Here is a 14,497-nt window from a genome sequence, read left to right on the forward strand (position 1 = left end):
AGAAATCATCATGAAAAAATTAGTAGGAATCGGATTAGCAGCAGCAATTTCACTTGGAGCATTATCAGGTTGTTCTTTATTAGGAGAGAAAGCGAACGGCTTAGTATTATACGGATCAGAAGAGCAAGTTCAAAAAATTACAGATCAAAATAAGAAAGAAGTAAAAGAAAAAGACTTCTATAAAATGAAAATGGCAACATTAGAGGGTAAAAAAGTACTTGTAATGGATAAGAAAACTGGTGATGAACTTGTTAAGAAAGAACTACTTAAAAAAGTCGATAAAAATGATGATACAAAAGCAATCGATAAATTACCAGCTGTAACAGCAGAAGAAGGCGTGCTATTTGCAAAAGAGAAGGTAGAAAATGCTACGCTTGATGGAGTAAAATTAAAATATGAAGGCAACACAATTATCGGTGATGGTCGTTCTTATGCAGATATGTTTGCTATCGTTGATGATGCAACATATGTAAATGTAAAAGGTGAAGAAAAATCTGTAGGTGTTTTGAAATTTGATAAAGACCCAAGCAAAGAGCTACCTGGAGCAAATGGTGTAGAAGCTTCTCAACTTGTAAAAATTAAAAAGTAAAACAAAAAAAGCTTTGCGAAATTGAAGTGCACCCCAATTGTTAGACACATAATTAACAATTGGAGGTGCATTTTTTATGGCTAAATTTTCTTCAAAGGATAAAATACAAGCAGTAAAACGATATCTAGAAGGTACTGAAGGTGTTTTTTTACGTACTTGCTATATGACTGTCGTTGACATTGATCCGCTGAATAAATCTATAATTTGTACGGATGCATTTTATAATAATATGACTTTGAAGTTTATTGATATTATTGATGCAAAATAAAAAAACGCTCACAATCGTGGCTCTTATTGTTACTTTACATACACATAAGCTTTATTTACAATTAAGCAGATTTTATTTCACATAAATATTATTATACTAATCTAAAGTTTCCGTATTTACATTTTTTTCTTTTATCTCATAATTTTAATTGGGGGAAAGGGAGGAAAGAAATGGTTCAAATCAAAGTAACACCTGAAATGCTAGAAGAAGTTGCTAATCGTGCAAATAATACCAGAATCGCATTAGAAACTATACATAATAATCTATGTAATGAAATAGATCATTTGTGTTTTCAATGGATTGGTGCCTCTAACCAACAGTTCATTCAAATGTTCAATGATGCAAGACCAAAAGCTTTTACATCTATCAATTCGATTATAAAAGTGGAAGAGGATTTGAAACGAATTGCCGAAAAATTCTGTACCGCAGATGCTTCATATGATGGAAATCTTGAAGAAGGAGTAATGTGTGGTAAGTTAAATAGTGAGAAAAATGATGGATCTTTACGTGACAAGGTTTGGCATGGTCTCAAGGAAACTTATGAGGATCTTAGTAAAGTAAAAAATTCCGATGAGTCTTTATATGATAAATTTAAACATGGTATTGATGCAGCGTATAAAGATGTGAATAAAATAAAAGACACTATAGATGGTGAAATCGAATCTGCTTTTGAAAAAGCTGGATTAGGTGTCCCCTATCACTTAAAAAAGGGAATGGGCGACGCTATAGGTGATGAATTATTAGGACTTGCAGATGCAGTTATCCATCCAATTGACACATTTAATAACACGATTGAAGCCGTTTCTCACCCAGTTGAGACGTTCAATGCGATAAAACAAACAATTTCTGATTCTTGGAATCGTGATGTTACCAATGGTGACTCGTATAGTGGTGCAGAATGGTATGGAAGCGCGGCTGGTCATACTATATTGGCTGTTGGACAACTATTCGTAGGAACAAAAGGCATGGATAAAATTGCAATGTTGAACCCTGGCACAAAATTAGCTGAGATTTCACGAACTGCTAATCAAAGCTTGCAAGACGCTGCATCCTTATTCAATCGTAATCGCAATGAGTTTGCTTTAGCTGGTGGAAATAATATACGCTCTGTATTTGATACACCTGATTTTAGGGCAGCTGAGGAAAAGCTATCGACCCTTCAGTTTGCTAGTCGTGAAGGAGCTTCCAGTGGGAACACGCCATATAAATTTGACTCATCACTTATGGAGCATGTTTTTCATGGTGAAGTAAGACAAAAATGGTGGGGATTAAAAGCTGTTGGTTATCATCACGAGAATATGATGGGGGGAGAGATAATTCGCGTTACTAGGCCACCAAATCCTGCAGGAGTATATGTTGCAGAAGTAAAGGTTGATGGTATTGTAAAACAAGCTAAATCTTCATTTTTCCCTAAGGATTGGAATAGAGTCCGGGTAGTTGATTCTATTAAAGAAGCATATACCAATCGTGTTCAAATCGCTCCAAATAAATACGTAGGGCAAACTTCTTCTGGATTTAAGGTTGAGATGATTATTGAAAACGGAGAAATTACCACTGCTTATCCAAAATATACGAGAAGATAGTGAGGTTGTATTAATGAATTATTCACATGAATTTTGGCGTGACCCATTTGGTGGACTAAGAATTCGTTTACCAAAAGAAATTGCTATTGTATCTGATTTTATAGAAAACCTAGATGAAGATGAAGCGGATGAATACATAGAAGTTTTAGACCATGTCGTAGAGGGAAAGTACCCTAGTTATGAACTAGAATACAATGCTGCTGCTGTATTTATTGAACCTAAATATACAAGCGCGATTAATTATTACATTAGCCCACCAAATAATCAATGTAAATTAGAAACTTCAGAATTTAGGAGATTACTTTTGCTTTGGAGAAATAAAGTGATGACAGAAGGACGAGATATTGAAGTAGATTAAAAAGACTGCCTGTAATGAAGTGCACCCCAATTGTTAGACACATAATTAACAATTGGAGGTGCATTTTTTATGGCTAAATTTTCTTCAAAAGATAAAATACAAGCAGTAAATGGAACAATTTAAGCAAGAACTAGAAACTTATATTCATTACTACAATCACAAAAGAATTAAAACAAAACTAAAAGGATTGTCCCCTGTGCAATACAGAGTTCAATCCTTAGTAGCTGCTTAATATATTTGTCTAACTTTTTGGGTTCAATTCAAATTCACAAAGCTTTTTTCTATTTATGAGCAACTTGCTCCATATCCGGACTACAAGTTTGCGACTGACATGACTTATTTAAAGAGCATGCTGCGCATTTTCCCTTTTTACTTCTCTTTACAAAATTAACTAACGTGTATGCTGCATAACCAAAAATGATAGCTCCAATTATAATATTGACCATCACTCTAATACATCTCCTTCTAGAATCCGAGTAAGGATCCAACTTGGTATATAATGAACGTTAATACATAAGCAACAACGAGTGGATAAACGACAGAGAAAATCGTCCACTTCGCTGATCCTGTTTCACGTTTAATAACAGCTACTGTCGCTAAACACGGAACATATAATAAAATAAAGAACATAAATGCATATGCTGATAACGCAGTATAATGTGCTCCCATAACATTTCCTAACACATCTTCTTTCACCGCATAAATAATTGCCATTGTAGAAACGACAACTTCTTTCGCCAAAAATCCTGTTAAAAGAGATGCTGCGGCTTGCCACGTTCCAAAGCCGAGCGGTGCAAATAGTGGTGCGATAAACCCACCAATCATCGCTAAGTAACTGTCTCCCATATCAACACCAAATCCTGATGGACCTGCATAGTTTAATAACCAAATGACAACAGAACCACCGAAGATGAATGTACCTGCTTTACGAACAAATCCTTTCCCTTTCTCCCACGTACTTAGCCATAACGTTTTCGCTTGTGGTACGCGGTACGGCGGTAGTTCAATGACAAAAATGGACTTTTCTGCTTTTAAAATAGTAAGAGACATAATTTTTGTAACTAATAACGCAAGAACAATACCTGCAACATATAAAGAAAATACAACAGTTGCCTGACTATTAGGGAAGAACACTCCCGCAAATAATGCATATACAGGTAAACGTGCTGAACAAGACATAAACGGTGTTACAAGCACTGTCAGTAAACGTTCTTTTTCTTGTTCAATCGTTCTCGCTGCCATAATACCTGGAACATTACACCCAAAACCGATAATCATCGGAATGAACGCTTTTCCGTTTAAACCGAAGAACTCCATAATTCTATCCATAACAACTGCAATTCGCGCCATATATCCTGAGTCTTCTAATAATGAAATGAAAAAGAATAGTGCAAAGATTTGTGGAACGAATACTAATACTGCACCAACACCAGCAATAATACCTTCTGTAACGAGCGCTTGAATAAAATCAGAAGCTCCAACACTTGTGAGCCCAGCCGTCACCCAATCTGTAAGCTGTCCACCAAAAAAGCCATCTAACATATCCGATAAAGGTGTACCAATCCACGTAAACGTAACCTGAAAAATAAAAAACATAACTGCTAAAAAGATTGGAAGTCCTAAAATTTTATGTGTAATTAATCTATCAATTTTTTCCGAAAAAGGAATTTTTCCTTCTTTCTCATGCTTCATAACATTTGTTTTTAACTTTTCAATATACGCTTCACGAGTTTTGTAAATGTGCTCTTCTAACGTACAATCAAGTTTTCCTTCTAAGCGAGATCGAATGGCTACAAGTTCCTTATAAATTGGTAATGCTTTCATTTCTTTTTCTACTACTTCGTTATTACTTAAAAATTGAAGAGCTAACCATCTCGGATGCTCATAATTCGCTGTCTCTAAAAGAGAAATTACCTCTTCGATTCCTTCATCCATTTGTACACCATATGAAATAAGGAATGGCTGTTTCTCTTTTTGTTTCTCTTCATGAAGAGTAGTAAGTAATTCTTCACAGCCTTTTCCGGTTCTTGCGATGACAGGAACGACTGTTACACCTAATATTTCTGATAACCGTTTTACATTAATCACAATTCCTCTTTGCTTTGCCACATCAACCATATTTAAACCAATTGAAACGGGCTTACCAAATTCAAGTAATTGCAATGTTAAATGCATATTTCGCTCGAATTGCGAAGAATCCACTATATTTAACATATGATGAAATTCGTCTGTGAGTAGAAAATTCGTAACAACACCTTCATCGCGTGAAACTGGATTCAAATCATACACGCCTGGTAAATCAATTAATGTTCCTTGCTTATCTTTTAATTTACCAACCTTCTTTTCTACTGTTACACCGCTCCAGTTCCCTACATACTCATAAGAACCAGTAAGTGCATTAAATAATGATGTTTTCCCTGTATTCGGATTCCCTAGCAAAGCAACCTTATTCACGCTAATTCCACCTTTATCATTTTCGCGTCACAATGACGAATACTAATTAACTGCCCACGACACTCCAATGTACAAGGACCTTTAAACATCGCTTTTTGTTTTATGCGAAGCTCGCTTCCTTCCGCAAGACCGAAAGCAGCTAGTCTACGCTTCAATAACTGATCTAACGACTGAATACTTTTTACTAACACTTTCTCACCAATTTTAATATCTACTAAGCTCATAACCTTCCCCCTCAGAAGAGAATGATAATTATTTTCAAAAAAATTATATCATACTCTATTTCAATTGGACTATACCCTTTTGCTTCATATTTATTAACATTTCGCTACAATTCTATTTCAATAATTGTCATACGGTATTCATTTGCCATTCTCATCCATTTCGCTTACAATAAACAATAGCAAATAAAGAATCTCGTTATCACAGGGGGAGCCTTACCGCTGAGAGGGAACAATTCGTTCCGACCCTTTGAACCTGTTAGTTAATGCTAACGCAAGAATTGTGCAAACGTCCGAAATACACACCTCTTTTTTTATTTACGTATTTCGTATCCTCCTATGATAATGTTCTTTTTTGTGCAACTTGGATATAGGGGGAGACAACATGCGTAACACCAATTTACAAGCGATGATCGAATCTGCTATTCTTGCAGCCTTCGCCTTGATTATCGACATTCTACCATTATCAATTAAACTTCCAACAGGCGGTTCCATTTCATTTGCTATGATTCCTATTTTTATTATCGCATACCGCTGGGGCTTCAAAAGGGCTTTCTTAGGAGGCTTAATTTGGGGGCTTTTACAAATTGTCGTAGGCGATGCTTACATTCTAACACCAGTTCAAGCATTCATTGAGTACTTCATTGCCTTTGCCTTTATCGGCTTTGCTGGTTTATTCTATCGTCCAATTCAAAAAGCACTTGCCTCAGACAACAGTAATGCAGAGCATTCAAGTTTTGGTAGTCGAAAAGATAAACCAAAACAAAACAAAGGAAAAAAAGCACTCGTTTACATTATCATTGCAACATTTGTCGGTAGCTTTGCACGCTATTTCTGTCATTTTATCGCTGGTATTATTTTCTGGGGACAATATGCACCGAAAGGACAATCAGCTGTGCTATATTCATTAATTGTAAACGGCAGTACCATGATCGGTTCTTTCATACTATGTACTGTATTACTAATTCTTTTATTTACAACTTCACCACGCTTATTCAAAAGCATCGGTGCTTATCAAATGAATACACAAAAAAAGGGCGCTTAATTAGCGCTCTTTTTTTCATATCGTAATATCAATTAAAAATACAATAAATGCACAAAAGAAAATAAATACCATTATACTTAGCCAATTGCTATGCACGGTTCATCGACTCCTTACATAACCTCATTTTCTATTCAAAGTATACTGCTCCAAAATAAAGATTAGGTAAAGATAATATGAAAATAAATTAAAAAAGCGTAGATAATATTGTCTACGCTTTTTTCGGTAAATAGAAGTAAAATAACACACCATCTTCGGTATTCTTCACCCCATATTCAGCATTGTGCAGTTCTAAAATATTTTTTGAAATTGCAAGGCCAAGCCCTGTTCCACCTTGTGAACGTTTCCTTGCCGCATCCACGCGATAAAAACGATCCCAAATTTTATCTAATTGTTCTTCTTCAATGTGAGCACCTTTATTTTCAATACATACTTTTATATGATCCTTCCCGTCTATTGTGGAAATAATAATATCTTCTTTATGTGGTGTATAACGTATTGCATTCGTAATGAAGTTCACGATGACTTGTTCAATTCTATTTTGATTCCCAACCACTTCAGCTGGACATATATGCTTGTGCACACTCAGTTCTTTTTTCTCTATCTCTGATGAAAGCTGTTCACATATTTCTTCAATCACTCCATCTATATAGAAAGAATCCATCTTCATGTTATATGTGCCAGACTCAAATTTAGCTAATTCAAGCATATCCAAAATTAGTATATCCATCTTGTCTACTTCTTTTTCCATCGCCTGAAAATAGTAGTCTTTCTTATGTTCAGCTACCCCATCTTTTAAAATGGAAATACAGCTTTTCATAATACTCAGCGGCGTTTTTAGTTCATGCGATACACCCGCAATAAATTCTTTCCTTGTGTTTTCTAACTTTCTTTCTTTTTCAATATCTTGTTCTAACTGTCCAATATGTGAATGTAGTTTATTAGATAATGTATTAATATTTTGCGATAAATCACCAATTTCATCTTTTGAAGTAATCGGAATTTTTTCTGTGAAATCCAAATGAGCTATTTTCTTCGTTGTATCATTTATTTTTAGTAGCGGTTTTGCAATTTGTTTTGAGTAATAAAACGAAGCTAGAAAAATTAGAACGACTACAAATGCAACAATATAGATGTAATAATCTTGCACCATTTGTACAGCCTCATCTACAGGCTGTAAAGAAGCCATCGCATATATATATGTTACCGATCCGTCTTTTTCTTTTTTTGGTTTAATTAATAATTTATATTTTATATCATTTTTTTCATAGTCCATTATTCGTGTTGTATCTTGTATGTTCTTACCTTCTTTTAATAATAAATCAGCTTGAAATTCTTTTATATTATCCAAAAATAAATTATTTTTATAAATTGGATTTACAGGACCTTTTACATCGGGGAACTGTACTTTCGTAACACGTCCTACTATGGGAGCATTTAATTCCTGAGCAGCTTGCTCCTGAACGGCCGGCTTCTTTTCCTTAACAACTTGTTCCTCATCTGCTTTCTTTTTCTCCTGATCTAATTTAATCATTTTCTCATTAAATGCTTTTTCTAACGGTTTATTAGATCCACTTAAATTTTGCTTACCTAACGAGAAAGAGAATGGAATAAAACTTTCTTCTTTTCTCACTCCAGAAAAAGAAATTTCTTGTCCTGAAAAGTTCTCTGATAATTTATTATCAATCTCCTCTATATTGACGAGATTACCTAAGGGAATCTTGAATATTTGTTGTCCAAAGCTCTTCTGTTGCTTACGGTCTATCGTTACTTCAAAATAAAAATCATCCACATGTTTTAAATTCCCATTCTGATCTAATATCGTAATCCACGTATTATTTTCTCTTAAAAAATCTTGCTCCAGCTTCTGAATTCCTTCTGCATTTCCTACATAATTCAAATAATTCTTCTCAAAGGAATTTAAATTCACTTTAATATCTTCTACTTTTCGGTTCGCATAATATTGTTTAAAAAATATCGTTTGACCAATAAATATCGTCGCTAAAATCAACATACATAGAGCTGTTGTAAGGGTAAATAATTTAAGTACAATCCCTTTTCTCATATGTTCCCCTCGAATTTATAACCGGTTCGCACTACAGTTGTAATGTACTTTGCTTTCTCTCCTAATTTATTTCGCAAATTACGAATATGACTATTAACCGTTCGATCATCACCAGCAAATTCGTACCCCCAAATTCTTGAAATTAACTGTTCTCTCGTTAAAACAATCCCTTGATTTTTCATGAAATAAGCCAATATTTCAAATTCTGTATGTGTTAAAGTAATGTCTGCCTCATCAACAGTAACAGTACGTGACGGAAAATGGACGTGAATGCCATGAATTGATAATGTATCATCTTCATTTTCCAAAGGTTTCTTTGATGCTTGTCTACTTTCTAATAATCGTTTCGCTCTCGCTAATAAAATAGGCGGACTATATGGTTTCGTAACATAATCATCTGCCCCAAGCTCAAACCCAAGTAACGTATCATCTTCATCTACACGTGCCGTCAGCATAATAATTGGAACCCCCGACGTCTTACGAATCCTTCGGCAAACAGACCATCCATCTAGTTCTGGTAACATAATATCAAGTATAACTAAATCGACCTCTTCTTCTTCAAATAAGACTAAAGCTTCTTTTCCATCTCTCGCTTCAAGCACTTTATATTGTTCACTCAAAAAGTAATCCTTTAATATTTCGCGTAAAATATCTTCATCTTCAACAATTAAAATGTTTTTTGACATAATCTATGTCTCCCCCTCTCATTTTAAGTAGCTAGCATTTTGTACTTGATAATTTTATTTTGAATTGCTCGTAATTAACTTTGCCTCGATAATATATCGATCCGGTGCATCCCCTATATAATCAAATGGATAGCAAGTCGTCAGTGTTAATGTCGGTTCTTCTTTTTTTACAATAACAGTGCGATCATCCGCATGTGTAATCCATGTCTTTTGAATTTCGTATGTGTAAATTTTATTATCATACTCCAAAATAAGGTTATCCTTTTCTTTTAACTCTCCTAGATCTGTAAATACAGTATCTCGATGCCCACTCAGTACAGTATGTCCCCCTCCAGATGGTGTTGTCGTTAAATCACTAACAAACATACCGACTCCTTTTTTCAATGTTGCATCATTTGCTCCCCAATATATAGAAAACTTCTTCTTTATTTTCGGTATATTTAACATTGCTACCTTTTCTCCTTCTTTATGCTCGGTTTGAGAAGAAGGTACTTGGGAAGTTACAGGTGTTTCATGTGAAAGTTGATTATCTTGTATATTTTTAAGGCTCTTTATTTCTTCTTTCGTTAATTCTTGAGCAGAGCTTTTTCCTTTATACCATTCCACAGCGTAATACGATCCCATGAATAGCCCTATGGCCATCAATATGATACCGATATAATTGAGTAACTTCATGTTCCATCCCTCCATGCAAAAAATGGTAGGAATAACCTACCATTTTTAATATATGAAATTATCCCATTCTTTATAGAAAAATATTTTATTTACGCCTTAACTTTATTACGACGCTTCAAACCAAATAATGTCCCTATCCCTACAAGACATGCGCTTAGTGCCATCATTGCTACATTATTTGATGCTGTGTTTGGTAATTTTTCACCTTGTACAGCTGGCTTTGCTACTTCCTTTTTCGCTGCATCATTCTTTTGCCCGGCCTTAATTGCTTCTTCTTTTTTTGCAAGAGCTTCCTTTTCTTGAACTTGTGGTGTTACTTCTTTTTTCGCTGTATCATTCTTTTGCCCTGCTTTTATTGCTTCCTCTTTTTTAGCCATATCACTTTTTTCTTGTACTTGTGCCGCTTCTTTTTTCTCTACTTCGCTCTTTTGCTGTTCCTTAATTGCTTCTTCTTTTTTAGCTTTATCTTGCTGCATTTGCGCTGATTCTTCTTTTGTTAATGTTCCAGTAGAAGCGCTCGCTACTGAAGAATATCCTACTGTTAAAAGTGCCATCGCACAAATTGGTAATAGTTTTTTTTTCATTTTATTTCTCTCCTTTTATACTTTATTCTAGTAACACATCACGTCGCACCGGATGTATTATTAGAATAAACAAGAGATGTAAATATAAGATGCAGATGAAATGGAATTCTGTTAAAGATTTCATTTTAGAAAAATAAAAAAACACCGTAATATATACGATGTTTTTTCGGGTGTGTGTCTCGATATTTATTTGTTACTTTCGCGTGATTGAGAAGTAGAAAGGGCCGGAGTGATAACTAATTGTCTCGGCTCAGTTTTCTTGAAGTGATTTTTGACGTTACACTTACGACATTGAACGACCCATGCTTTAATAGGATTTGTTAAAATAATTTTTTGCCTTTCGTTAGGGGCCTCTTCTTCCAATTTACAACTATCGCTCCACTTACTCCATTTCATTGTAAATTTAGAAGAAGAATGATCGTCTTCTCGATCAAACGTATGCAAAAAATCCATTTCTCCAGCTAGCATTACGGTGTTACTAGTTGCTAAAAAAGAAAAGGTCGTCCAATGTTTCTCCATGCCCTCCTACTCCTTTTTCACATATAGAGTGCCTAAAACTTAATTTACCTAAAATATGCTTGCCTTTTACCTTACACTTATAGTTTATCCAAAACACTATTATGCAACTATCGATTTGTCTTACAAATCACCTTACATTTTTGTAAGAAACGAAAAACCTTCACTCTATATACGTGAAGGTTTTTCATTTCTTATCTATAGAATCTTTCATATCATCAAGTCCAGCCTCTTGCAGCTGCGACATCATACCGTGGGAAATTGCGCCTAATACTAAAGTCATTCCAATTAGTGAAATGCGAATTGCAGGTACATCAATTATGTAAGCCAACATACCAAGAACAATTGTTAAAAGCAATGCTTTTATAAATGTTACACTTGTATACTGTTTCTTTTTCATCATAATCACCCTTTTTGGAAGCGTTTTCTTAATATTATCAGTATATCATATCATCTGACTATTTTGTGGGGGATTTCTGTAAAAACCTTATATCTTCTTTGACTTTTTTCTTTCTATCCTTTACAGTCGAAATGTTCACAAGTTTTACACTGTAGGAGGATTCAAATGAAAATTGAAATAAAAGACACTTTAATTTCTGAAGAACAATTACAAGAAAAAGTAAAAGAACTAGCGCTTCAAATCGAACGTGATTTTGAAGGAGAAGAAATCATTGTAATCGCTGTATTAAAAGGATCTTTCGTATTCGCTGCTGATTTAATTCGTCATATTAAAAACGAAGTAACTATCGACTTTATCTCTGCATCTAGCTACGGAAATCAAACAGAAACAACTGGAAAAGTAAAACTATTAAAAGATATCGATGTAAACATTACTGGAAAAAACGTTATTGTCGTAGAAGACATTATCGATTCTGGTTTAACACTTCACTTCTTAAAAGATCACTTCTTCATGCATAAACCAAAAGCATTGAAGTTCTGTACGTTACTTGATAAACCTGAACGCCGTAAAGTGGACTTAAAAGCTGAGTATGTTGGCTTCCAAATTCCAGACGAATTTATCGTTGGCTACGGTATCGACTGCGCAGAAAAATATCGTAACTTACCATTTATCGCTTCAGTTGTAACGGAATAATATAATAAAGTGAAACCTTAATCAGTGGGGTTTTTGTCCATTCCCAATGATTATTGGCCCGCAAATAGCGGGATCAAATAAGCTTCCATGCATTATTGCTGGAAGTTTTATTTCTACCGTAATTTATAAAAACAAAGGGAGAGATGAAGAATGACAAAAACAAAATTTGAAAAAGTACTCCTCATCGTAAATCCGAAAGCAGGACAAGGCGATTTACATACGAACTTAACAAAAATCGTACCACCACTTGCCACAGCTTTTCCTGACCTACATATCCTTCATACGAAAAAACAAGGTGATGCAACAAAATATTGCCAAGAGTTTGCTAGTAAAGTAGATTTAATTATCGTCTTTGGTGGTGATGGAACTGTATTTGAATGCACAAACGGCTTAGCCCCTCTTGAAACTAGACCTACACTTGCAATCATTCCAGGCGGAACTTGCAACGACTTCTCTCGCACACTTGGTGTTCCGCAAAATATTGCAGAAGCAGCGAAACTCATTACAAAAGGACATGTAAAACCAATTGATGTCGCAAAAGCAAACGGACAACACTTCTTAAACTTCTGGGGCATTGGACTCGTATCTGAAGTATCAAACAATATTGATGCAGAAGAGAAAGCAAAGCTTGGTAAAATTGGTTACTATTTAAGCACCATTCGAACTGTTAAAAACGCTGAAACATTCCCAGTAAAAATTACTTACGACGGACAAGTGTATGAAGATGAAGCTGTCCTTGTTATGGTTGGAAACGGTGAATATCTCGGAGGTATCCCATCCTTTATTCCGAACGTAAAATGTGATGATGGAACACTTGATATTTTCGTAGTCAAATCAACAGGCATTCAAGCGTTTAAAGATTATATCGGAAAGAAACTATTTGAAGACTCAAACGAAAATGATATCTTCCACGTAAAAGCGAAATCCATTCAGATTGAAACAGAAGAAGAAAAAGAAGTAGATACTGATGGAGAAAGCTCGCTCCATACACCGTGTCATATTGAACTATTACAAGGGCACTTTACGATGATTTATAATCCTGCGGTTGTGTAATAAAAAAACGAGTGCTAGCACTCGTTTTTTCTCTTCTAATCTAGTTATATCGTTGAATCATTTCTTGTATTTCTTTAACTCTCTCTAAAGTAATTCCATTTCTTTGTTCGATCGCTAAAGGATGCTCGGTTGGTTCTAATTCAACATACGGTGCCATTCCAACTTCTCTTATATGTATATTTGTTTTTAAATTTAATGTTTCTGGATAAACTGGTATTTCTACAGATAACCAACCAAAATAAGGGTCACTATTTTCTCGGCCTCTCTCATCCCACTTTTCTAATACCTCATCATAACTTTCTTTACTAAGTGATACCCACACAGTCCATATGAATTTTTCGTGGTAATCAATGATAGGAATCTCTAAACAACCTCTAATAAAGTAATGTTCATCGTCCATTACGCAAAGTTCTGATGTTAAATGGAGGCGTTCCTCTCTTTTATGAGACGCTACCTCATAATAATAATATGGTGCTTCACTTCCGTAACATAAAGGAAGTGTAAAACGATTCATTTGTACTTTTTCTCCAGATTTTCTTCTTCTTTTCATCTGTTATTCTTTCTCCTAGTCTTTTCATTCACACTCAGTATTCATCAATATTTTCAAAATCAAACTCCACCCAATTTTTCCAGTGCGTATTAGAATCCTCATTCACAATAATGGTTGGATCTTTCTTCTCTATAGCAGCCGCTACTGATTGGAAGAATTCATTTTCACTTACTTTTTCATCTTCAACATGTTGCCATTCTTCCGTTTCATACACTACTTCCCAGTCGCCTTCTAAACCGCACTCTTCTAAAATTTCTTCTTTATCCCACCATACTAAATTCCGAGCTTCGTCATTAGTAGCAAGCATACGTATGAAATATGTGGGATAAGACTCTGTCGTTTGTACTTCTATTCCATGATTCACATAATCTTCTTCTGTAAATTCATATTCAAAATGATGCTCGCGGATTTTCAAACTACCGTTATGAATATCAAGTATAAATTCACCTTCATCATCAAATAATTCATAATCTCCATCATTTAATTGCAAAATAGCATCATCACCAATTAAATGATTCACTCTATCACCATATACTTGAATATCATTACATACACCTAATGATCCTACTCCAACAAATTGAAATACCATTAACCAATCCTCATTATTTTTAAAGAAAAGAGAGAATTTCACTTGTGACATATTCATTTCCGCATTATCTAGGGTAGGAAATTCATAGTTACTTTGTTTTTTATCTAATAGTTTTAAAATATCTTTTTGCATCTGTATCATCTTCACCTCTATATAAATTTTTCAATTTCA

At 34.6% G+C, this 14,497-nt stretch carries 17 protein-coding genes and 2 pseudogenes; 8 read left to right on the forward strand and 11 right to left on the reverse strand.

Going from position 1 to position 14,497, the window contains the following annotated elements; translation table 11 throughout:
• The first annotated feature begins 10 nt into the window (after positions 1-10).
• The 5 genes and pseudogenes from BAU23_RS01045 to BAU23_RS01065 all read left to right on the forward strand — a co-directional run.
• Positions 11-589 carry a lipoprotein BA_5634 family protein gene (locus BAU23_RS01045; RefSeq protein ID WP_071733387.1) on the forward strand — a complete coding sequence of 193 codons (579 nt, stop codon included), beginning with the start codon at positions 11-13 and terminating at the stop codon, positions 587-589.
• A 136-nt stretch (positions 590-725) separates the two neighbouring features.
• Positions 726-857, forward strand: a pseudogene (locus BAU23_RS01050) (YolD-like family protein); the annotation flags it as partial.
• A gap of 170 nt (positions 858-1,027) precedes the next feature.
• Entirely contained in the window at positions 1,028-2,440 is a 1,413-nt protein-coding gene (locus tag BAU23_RS01055) for a WXG100 family type VII secretion target (protein WP_071733389.1), read from the forward strand.
• A 13-nt stretch (positions 2,441-2,453) separates the two neighbouring features.
• A complete protein-coding gene (locus tag BAU23_RS01060; protein WP_001109640.1) occupies positions 2,454-2,798 on the forward strand; it encodes a hypothetical protein in 345 nt (114 codons plus the stop codon).
• A gap of 118 nt (positions 2,799-2,916) precedes the next feature.
• A pseudogene (locus BAU23_RS01065) lies at positions 2,917-3,030 on the forward strand (IS3 family transposase); the annotation flags it as partial.
• 49 nt (positions 3,031-3,079) lie between these two features.
• Here the strand turns inward: BAU23_RS01065 and BAU23_RS01070 are convergent.
• The 3 genes from BAU23_RS01070 to BAU23_RS01080 are packed head-to-tail and all read right to left on the reverse strand — an operon-like array spanning position 3,080 to position 5,476.
• Entirely contained in the window at positions 3,080-3,247 is a 168-nt protein-coding gene (locus BAU23_RS01070) for a FeoB-associated Cys-rich membrane protein (RefSeq protein WP_000989599.1), read from the reverse strand.
• Between the two features lie 16 nt (positions 3,248-3,263).
• Positions 3,264-5,252 (reverse strand): ferrous iron transport protein B, encoded by a 1,989-nt coding sequence (gene feoB, locus BAU23_RS01075; protein WP_001044810.1) that lies wholly within the window; start codon positions 5,250-5,252, stop codon positions 3,264-3,266.
• The gene (locus tag BAU23_RS01080) at positions 5,249-5,476 is read right to left on the reverse strand and encodes a FeoA family protein (RefSeq protein WP_000060510.1); all 228 of its coding nucleotides are present in this window, start codon (positions 5,474-5,476) and stop codon (positions 5,249-5,251) included. The genes feoB and BAU23_RS01080 overlap by 4 nt, the downstream gene beginning before the upstream one ends.
• Positions 5,477-5,858: 382 nt before the next feature.
• Here BAU23_RS01080 and thiT point away from each other — a divergent pair, with 382 nt between their 5' ends.
• A complete protein-coding gene (gene thiT, locus BAU23_RS01085; protein ID WP_001246564.1) occupies positions 5,859-6,518 on the forward strand; it encodes an energy-coupled thiamine transporter ThiT in 660 nt (219 codons plus the stop codon).
• Positions 6,519-6,726: 208 nt separating this feature from the next.
• Here the strand turns inward: thiT and BAU23_RS01090 are convergent, their stop codons facing one another.
• The 6 genes from BAU23_RS01090 to BAU23_RS01115 form a co-directional block, all read right to left on the reverse strand.
• Entirely contained in the window at positions 6,727-8,580 is a 1,854-nt protein-coding gene (locus tag BAU23_RS01090; protein ID WP_071733390.1) for a sensor histidine kinase, read from the reverse strand.
• Positions 8,577-9,266, reverse strand: coding sequence for a response regulator transcription factor (locus BAU23_RS01095; protein WP_016130401.1), 690 nt, complete (start codon positions 9,264-9,266; stop codon positions 8,577-8,579). The genes BAU23_RS01090 and BAU23_RS01095 overlap by 4 nt, the downstream gene beginning before the upstream one ends.
• A gap of 54 nt (positions 9,267-9,320) precedes the next feature.
• On the reverse strand, positions 9,321-9,941 hold the full coding sequence (locus BAU23_RS01100) for a class D sortase (protein WP_002138791.1): 621 nt from the start codon (positions 9,939-9,941) through the stop codon (positions 9,321-9,323).
• An 89-nt stretch (positions 9,942-10,030) separates the two neighbouring features.
• Positions 10,031-10,525 (reverse strand): LPXTG cell wall anchor domain-containing protein, encoded by a 495-nt coding sequence (locus BAU23_RS01105; RefSeq protein WP_071733392.1) that lies wholly within the window; start codon positions 10,523-10,525, stop codon positions 10,031-10,033.
• A 186-nt stretch (positions 10,526-10,711) separates the two neighbouring features.
• Positions 10,712-11,044, reverse strand: coding sequence for a hypothetical protein (locus BAU23_RS01110; protein WP_000410949.1), 333 nt, complete (start codon positions 11,042-11,044; stop codon positions 10,712-10,714).
• Positions 11,045-11,228: 184 nt separating this feature from the next.
• Positions 11,229-11,444, reverse strand: a complete 216-nt coding sequence (locus BAU23_RS01115) for a hypothetical protein (protein WP_000976189.1) — start codon at positions 11,442-11,444, stop codon at positions 11,229-11,231.
• Positions 11,445-11,606: 162 nt separating this feature from the next.
• Here BAU23_RS01115 and hpt point away from each other — a divergent pair, with 162 nt between their 5' ends.
• Both hpt and BAU23_RS01125 read left to right on the forward strand, forming a co-directional pair.
• A complete protein-coding gene (hpt, locus tag BAU23_RS01120; RefSeq protein WP_000687584.1) occupies positions 11,607-12,134 on the forward strand; it encodes a hypoxanthine phosphoribosyltransferase in 528 nt (175 codons plus the stop codon).
• Positions 12,135-12,284: 150 nt separating this feature from the next.
• Positions 12,285-13,187, forward strand: coding sequence for a diacylglycerol/lipid kinase family protein (locus tag BAU23_RS01125; protein ID WP_000167915.1), 903 nt, complete (start codon positions 12,285-12,287; stop codon positions 13,185-13,187).
• Between the two features lie 40 nt (positions 13,188-13,227).
• Here BAU23_RS01125 and BAU23_RS01130 read toward each other — a convergent pair whose 3' ends face one another.
• Both BAU23_RS01130 and BAU23_RS01135 read right to left on the reverse strand, forming a co-directional pair.
• Complete coding sequence (locus tag BAU23_RS01130) at positions 13,228-13,737, reverse strand: DUF2199 domain-containing protein (RefSeq protein ID WP_071733394.1); 510 nt, start codon at positions 13,735-13,737, stop codon at positions 13,228-13,230.
• A gap of 34 nt (positions 13,738-13,771) precedes the next feature.
• A complete protein-coding gene (locus tag BAU23_RS01135; RefSeq protein ID WP_071733395.1) occupies positions 13,772-14,467 on the reverse strand; it encodes a DUF7003 family protein in 696 nt (231 codons plus the stop codon).
• Between the last annotated feature and the right edge of the window lie 30 nt (positions 14,468-14,497).

Origin of the sequence: Bacillus nitratireducens (genome assembly GCF_001884135.1) — a bacterium.
Lineage (GTDB): Bacteria > Bacillota > Bacilli > Bacillales > Bacillaceae_G > Bacillus_A > Bacillus_A nitratireducens.

Coding starts and splice junctions, on each gene's coding strand:
- BAU23_RS01045 (WP_071733387.1), top strand. CDS start 11: ATGAAAAAATTAGTAGGAATCGGATTAGCAGCAGCAATTTCACTTGGA.
- BAU23_RS01055 (WP_071733389.1), top strand. CDS start 1,028: ATGGTTCAAATCAAAGTAACACCTGAAATGCTAGAAGAAGTTGCTAAT.
- BAU23_RS01060 (WP_001109640.1), top strand. CDS start 2,454: ATGAATTATTCACATGAATTTTGGCGTGACCCATTTGGTGGACTAAGA.
- BAU23_RS01080 (WP_000060510.1), bottom strand. CDS start 5,476: ATGAGCTTAGTAGATATTAAAATTGGTGAGAAAGTGTTAGTAAAAAGT.
- thiT (WP_001246564.1), top strand. CDS start 5,859: ATGCGTAACACCAATTTACAAGCGATGATCGAATCTGCTATTCTTGCA.
- BAU23_RS01090 (WP_071733390.1), bottom strand. CDS start 8,580: ATGAGAAAAGGGATTGTACTTAAATTATTTACCCTTACAACAGCTCTA.
- BAU23_RS01095 (WP_016130401.1), bottom strand. CDS start 9,266: ATGTCAAAAAACATTTTAATTGTTGAAGATGAAGATATTTTACGCGAA.
- BAU23_RS01100 (WP_002138791.1), bottom strand. CDS start 9,941: ATGAAGTTACTCAATTATATCGGTATCATATTGATGGCCATAGGGCTA.
- BAU23_RS01105 (WP_071733392.1), bottom strand. CDS start 10,525: ATGAAAAAAAAACTATTACCAATTTGTGCGATGGCACTTTTAACAGTA.
- BAU23_RS01110 (WP_000410949.1), bottom strand. CDS start 11,044: ATGGAGAAACATTGGACGACCTTTTCTTTTTTAGCAACTAGTAACACC.
- BAU23_RS01115 (WP_000976189.1), bottom strand. CDS start 11,444: ATGATGAAAAAGAAACAGTATACAAGTGTAACATTTATAAAAGCATTG.
- hpt (WP_000687584.1), top strand. CDS start 11,607: ATGAAAATTGAAATAAAAGACACTTTAATTTCTGAAGAACAATTACAA.
- BAU23_RS01125 (WP_000167915.1), top strand. CDS start 12,285: ATGACAAAAACAAAATTTGAAAAAGTACTCCTCATCGTAAATCCGAAA.
- BAU23_RS01130 (WP_071733394.1), bottom strand. CDS start 13,737: ATGAAAAGAAGAAGAAAATCTGGAGAAAAAGTACAAATGAATCGTTTT.
- BAU23_RS01135 (WP_071733395.1), bottom strand. CDS start 14,467: ATGATACAGATGCAAAAAGATATTTTAAAACTATTAGATAAAAAACAA.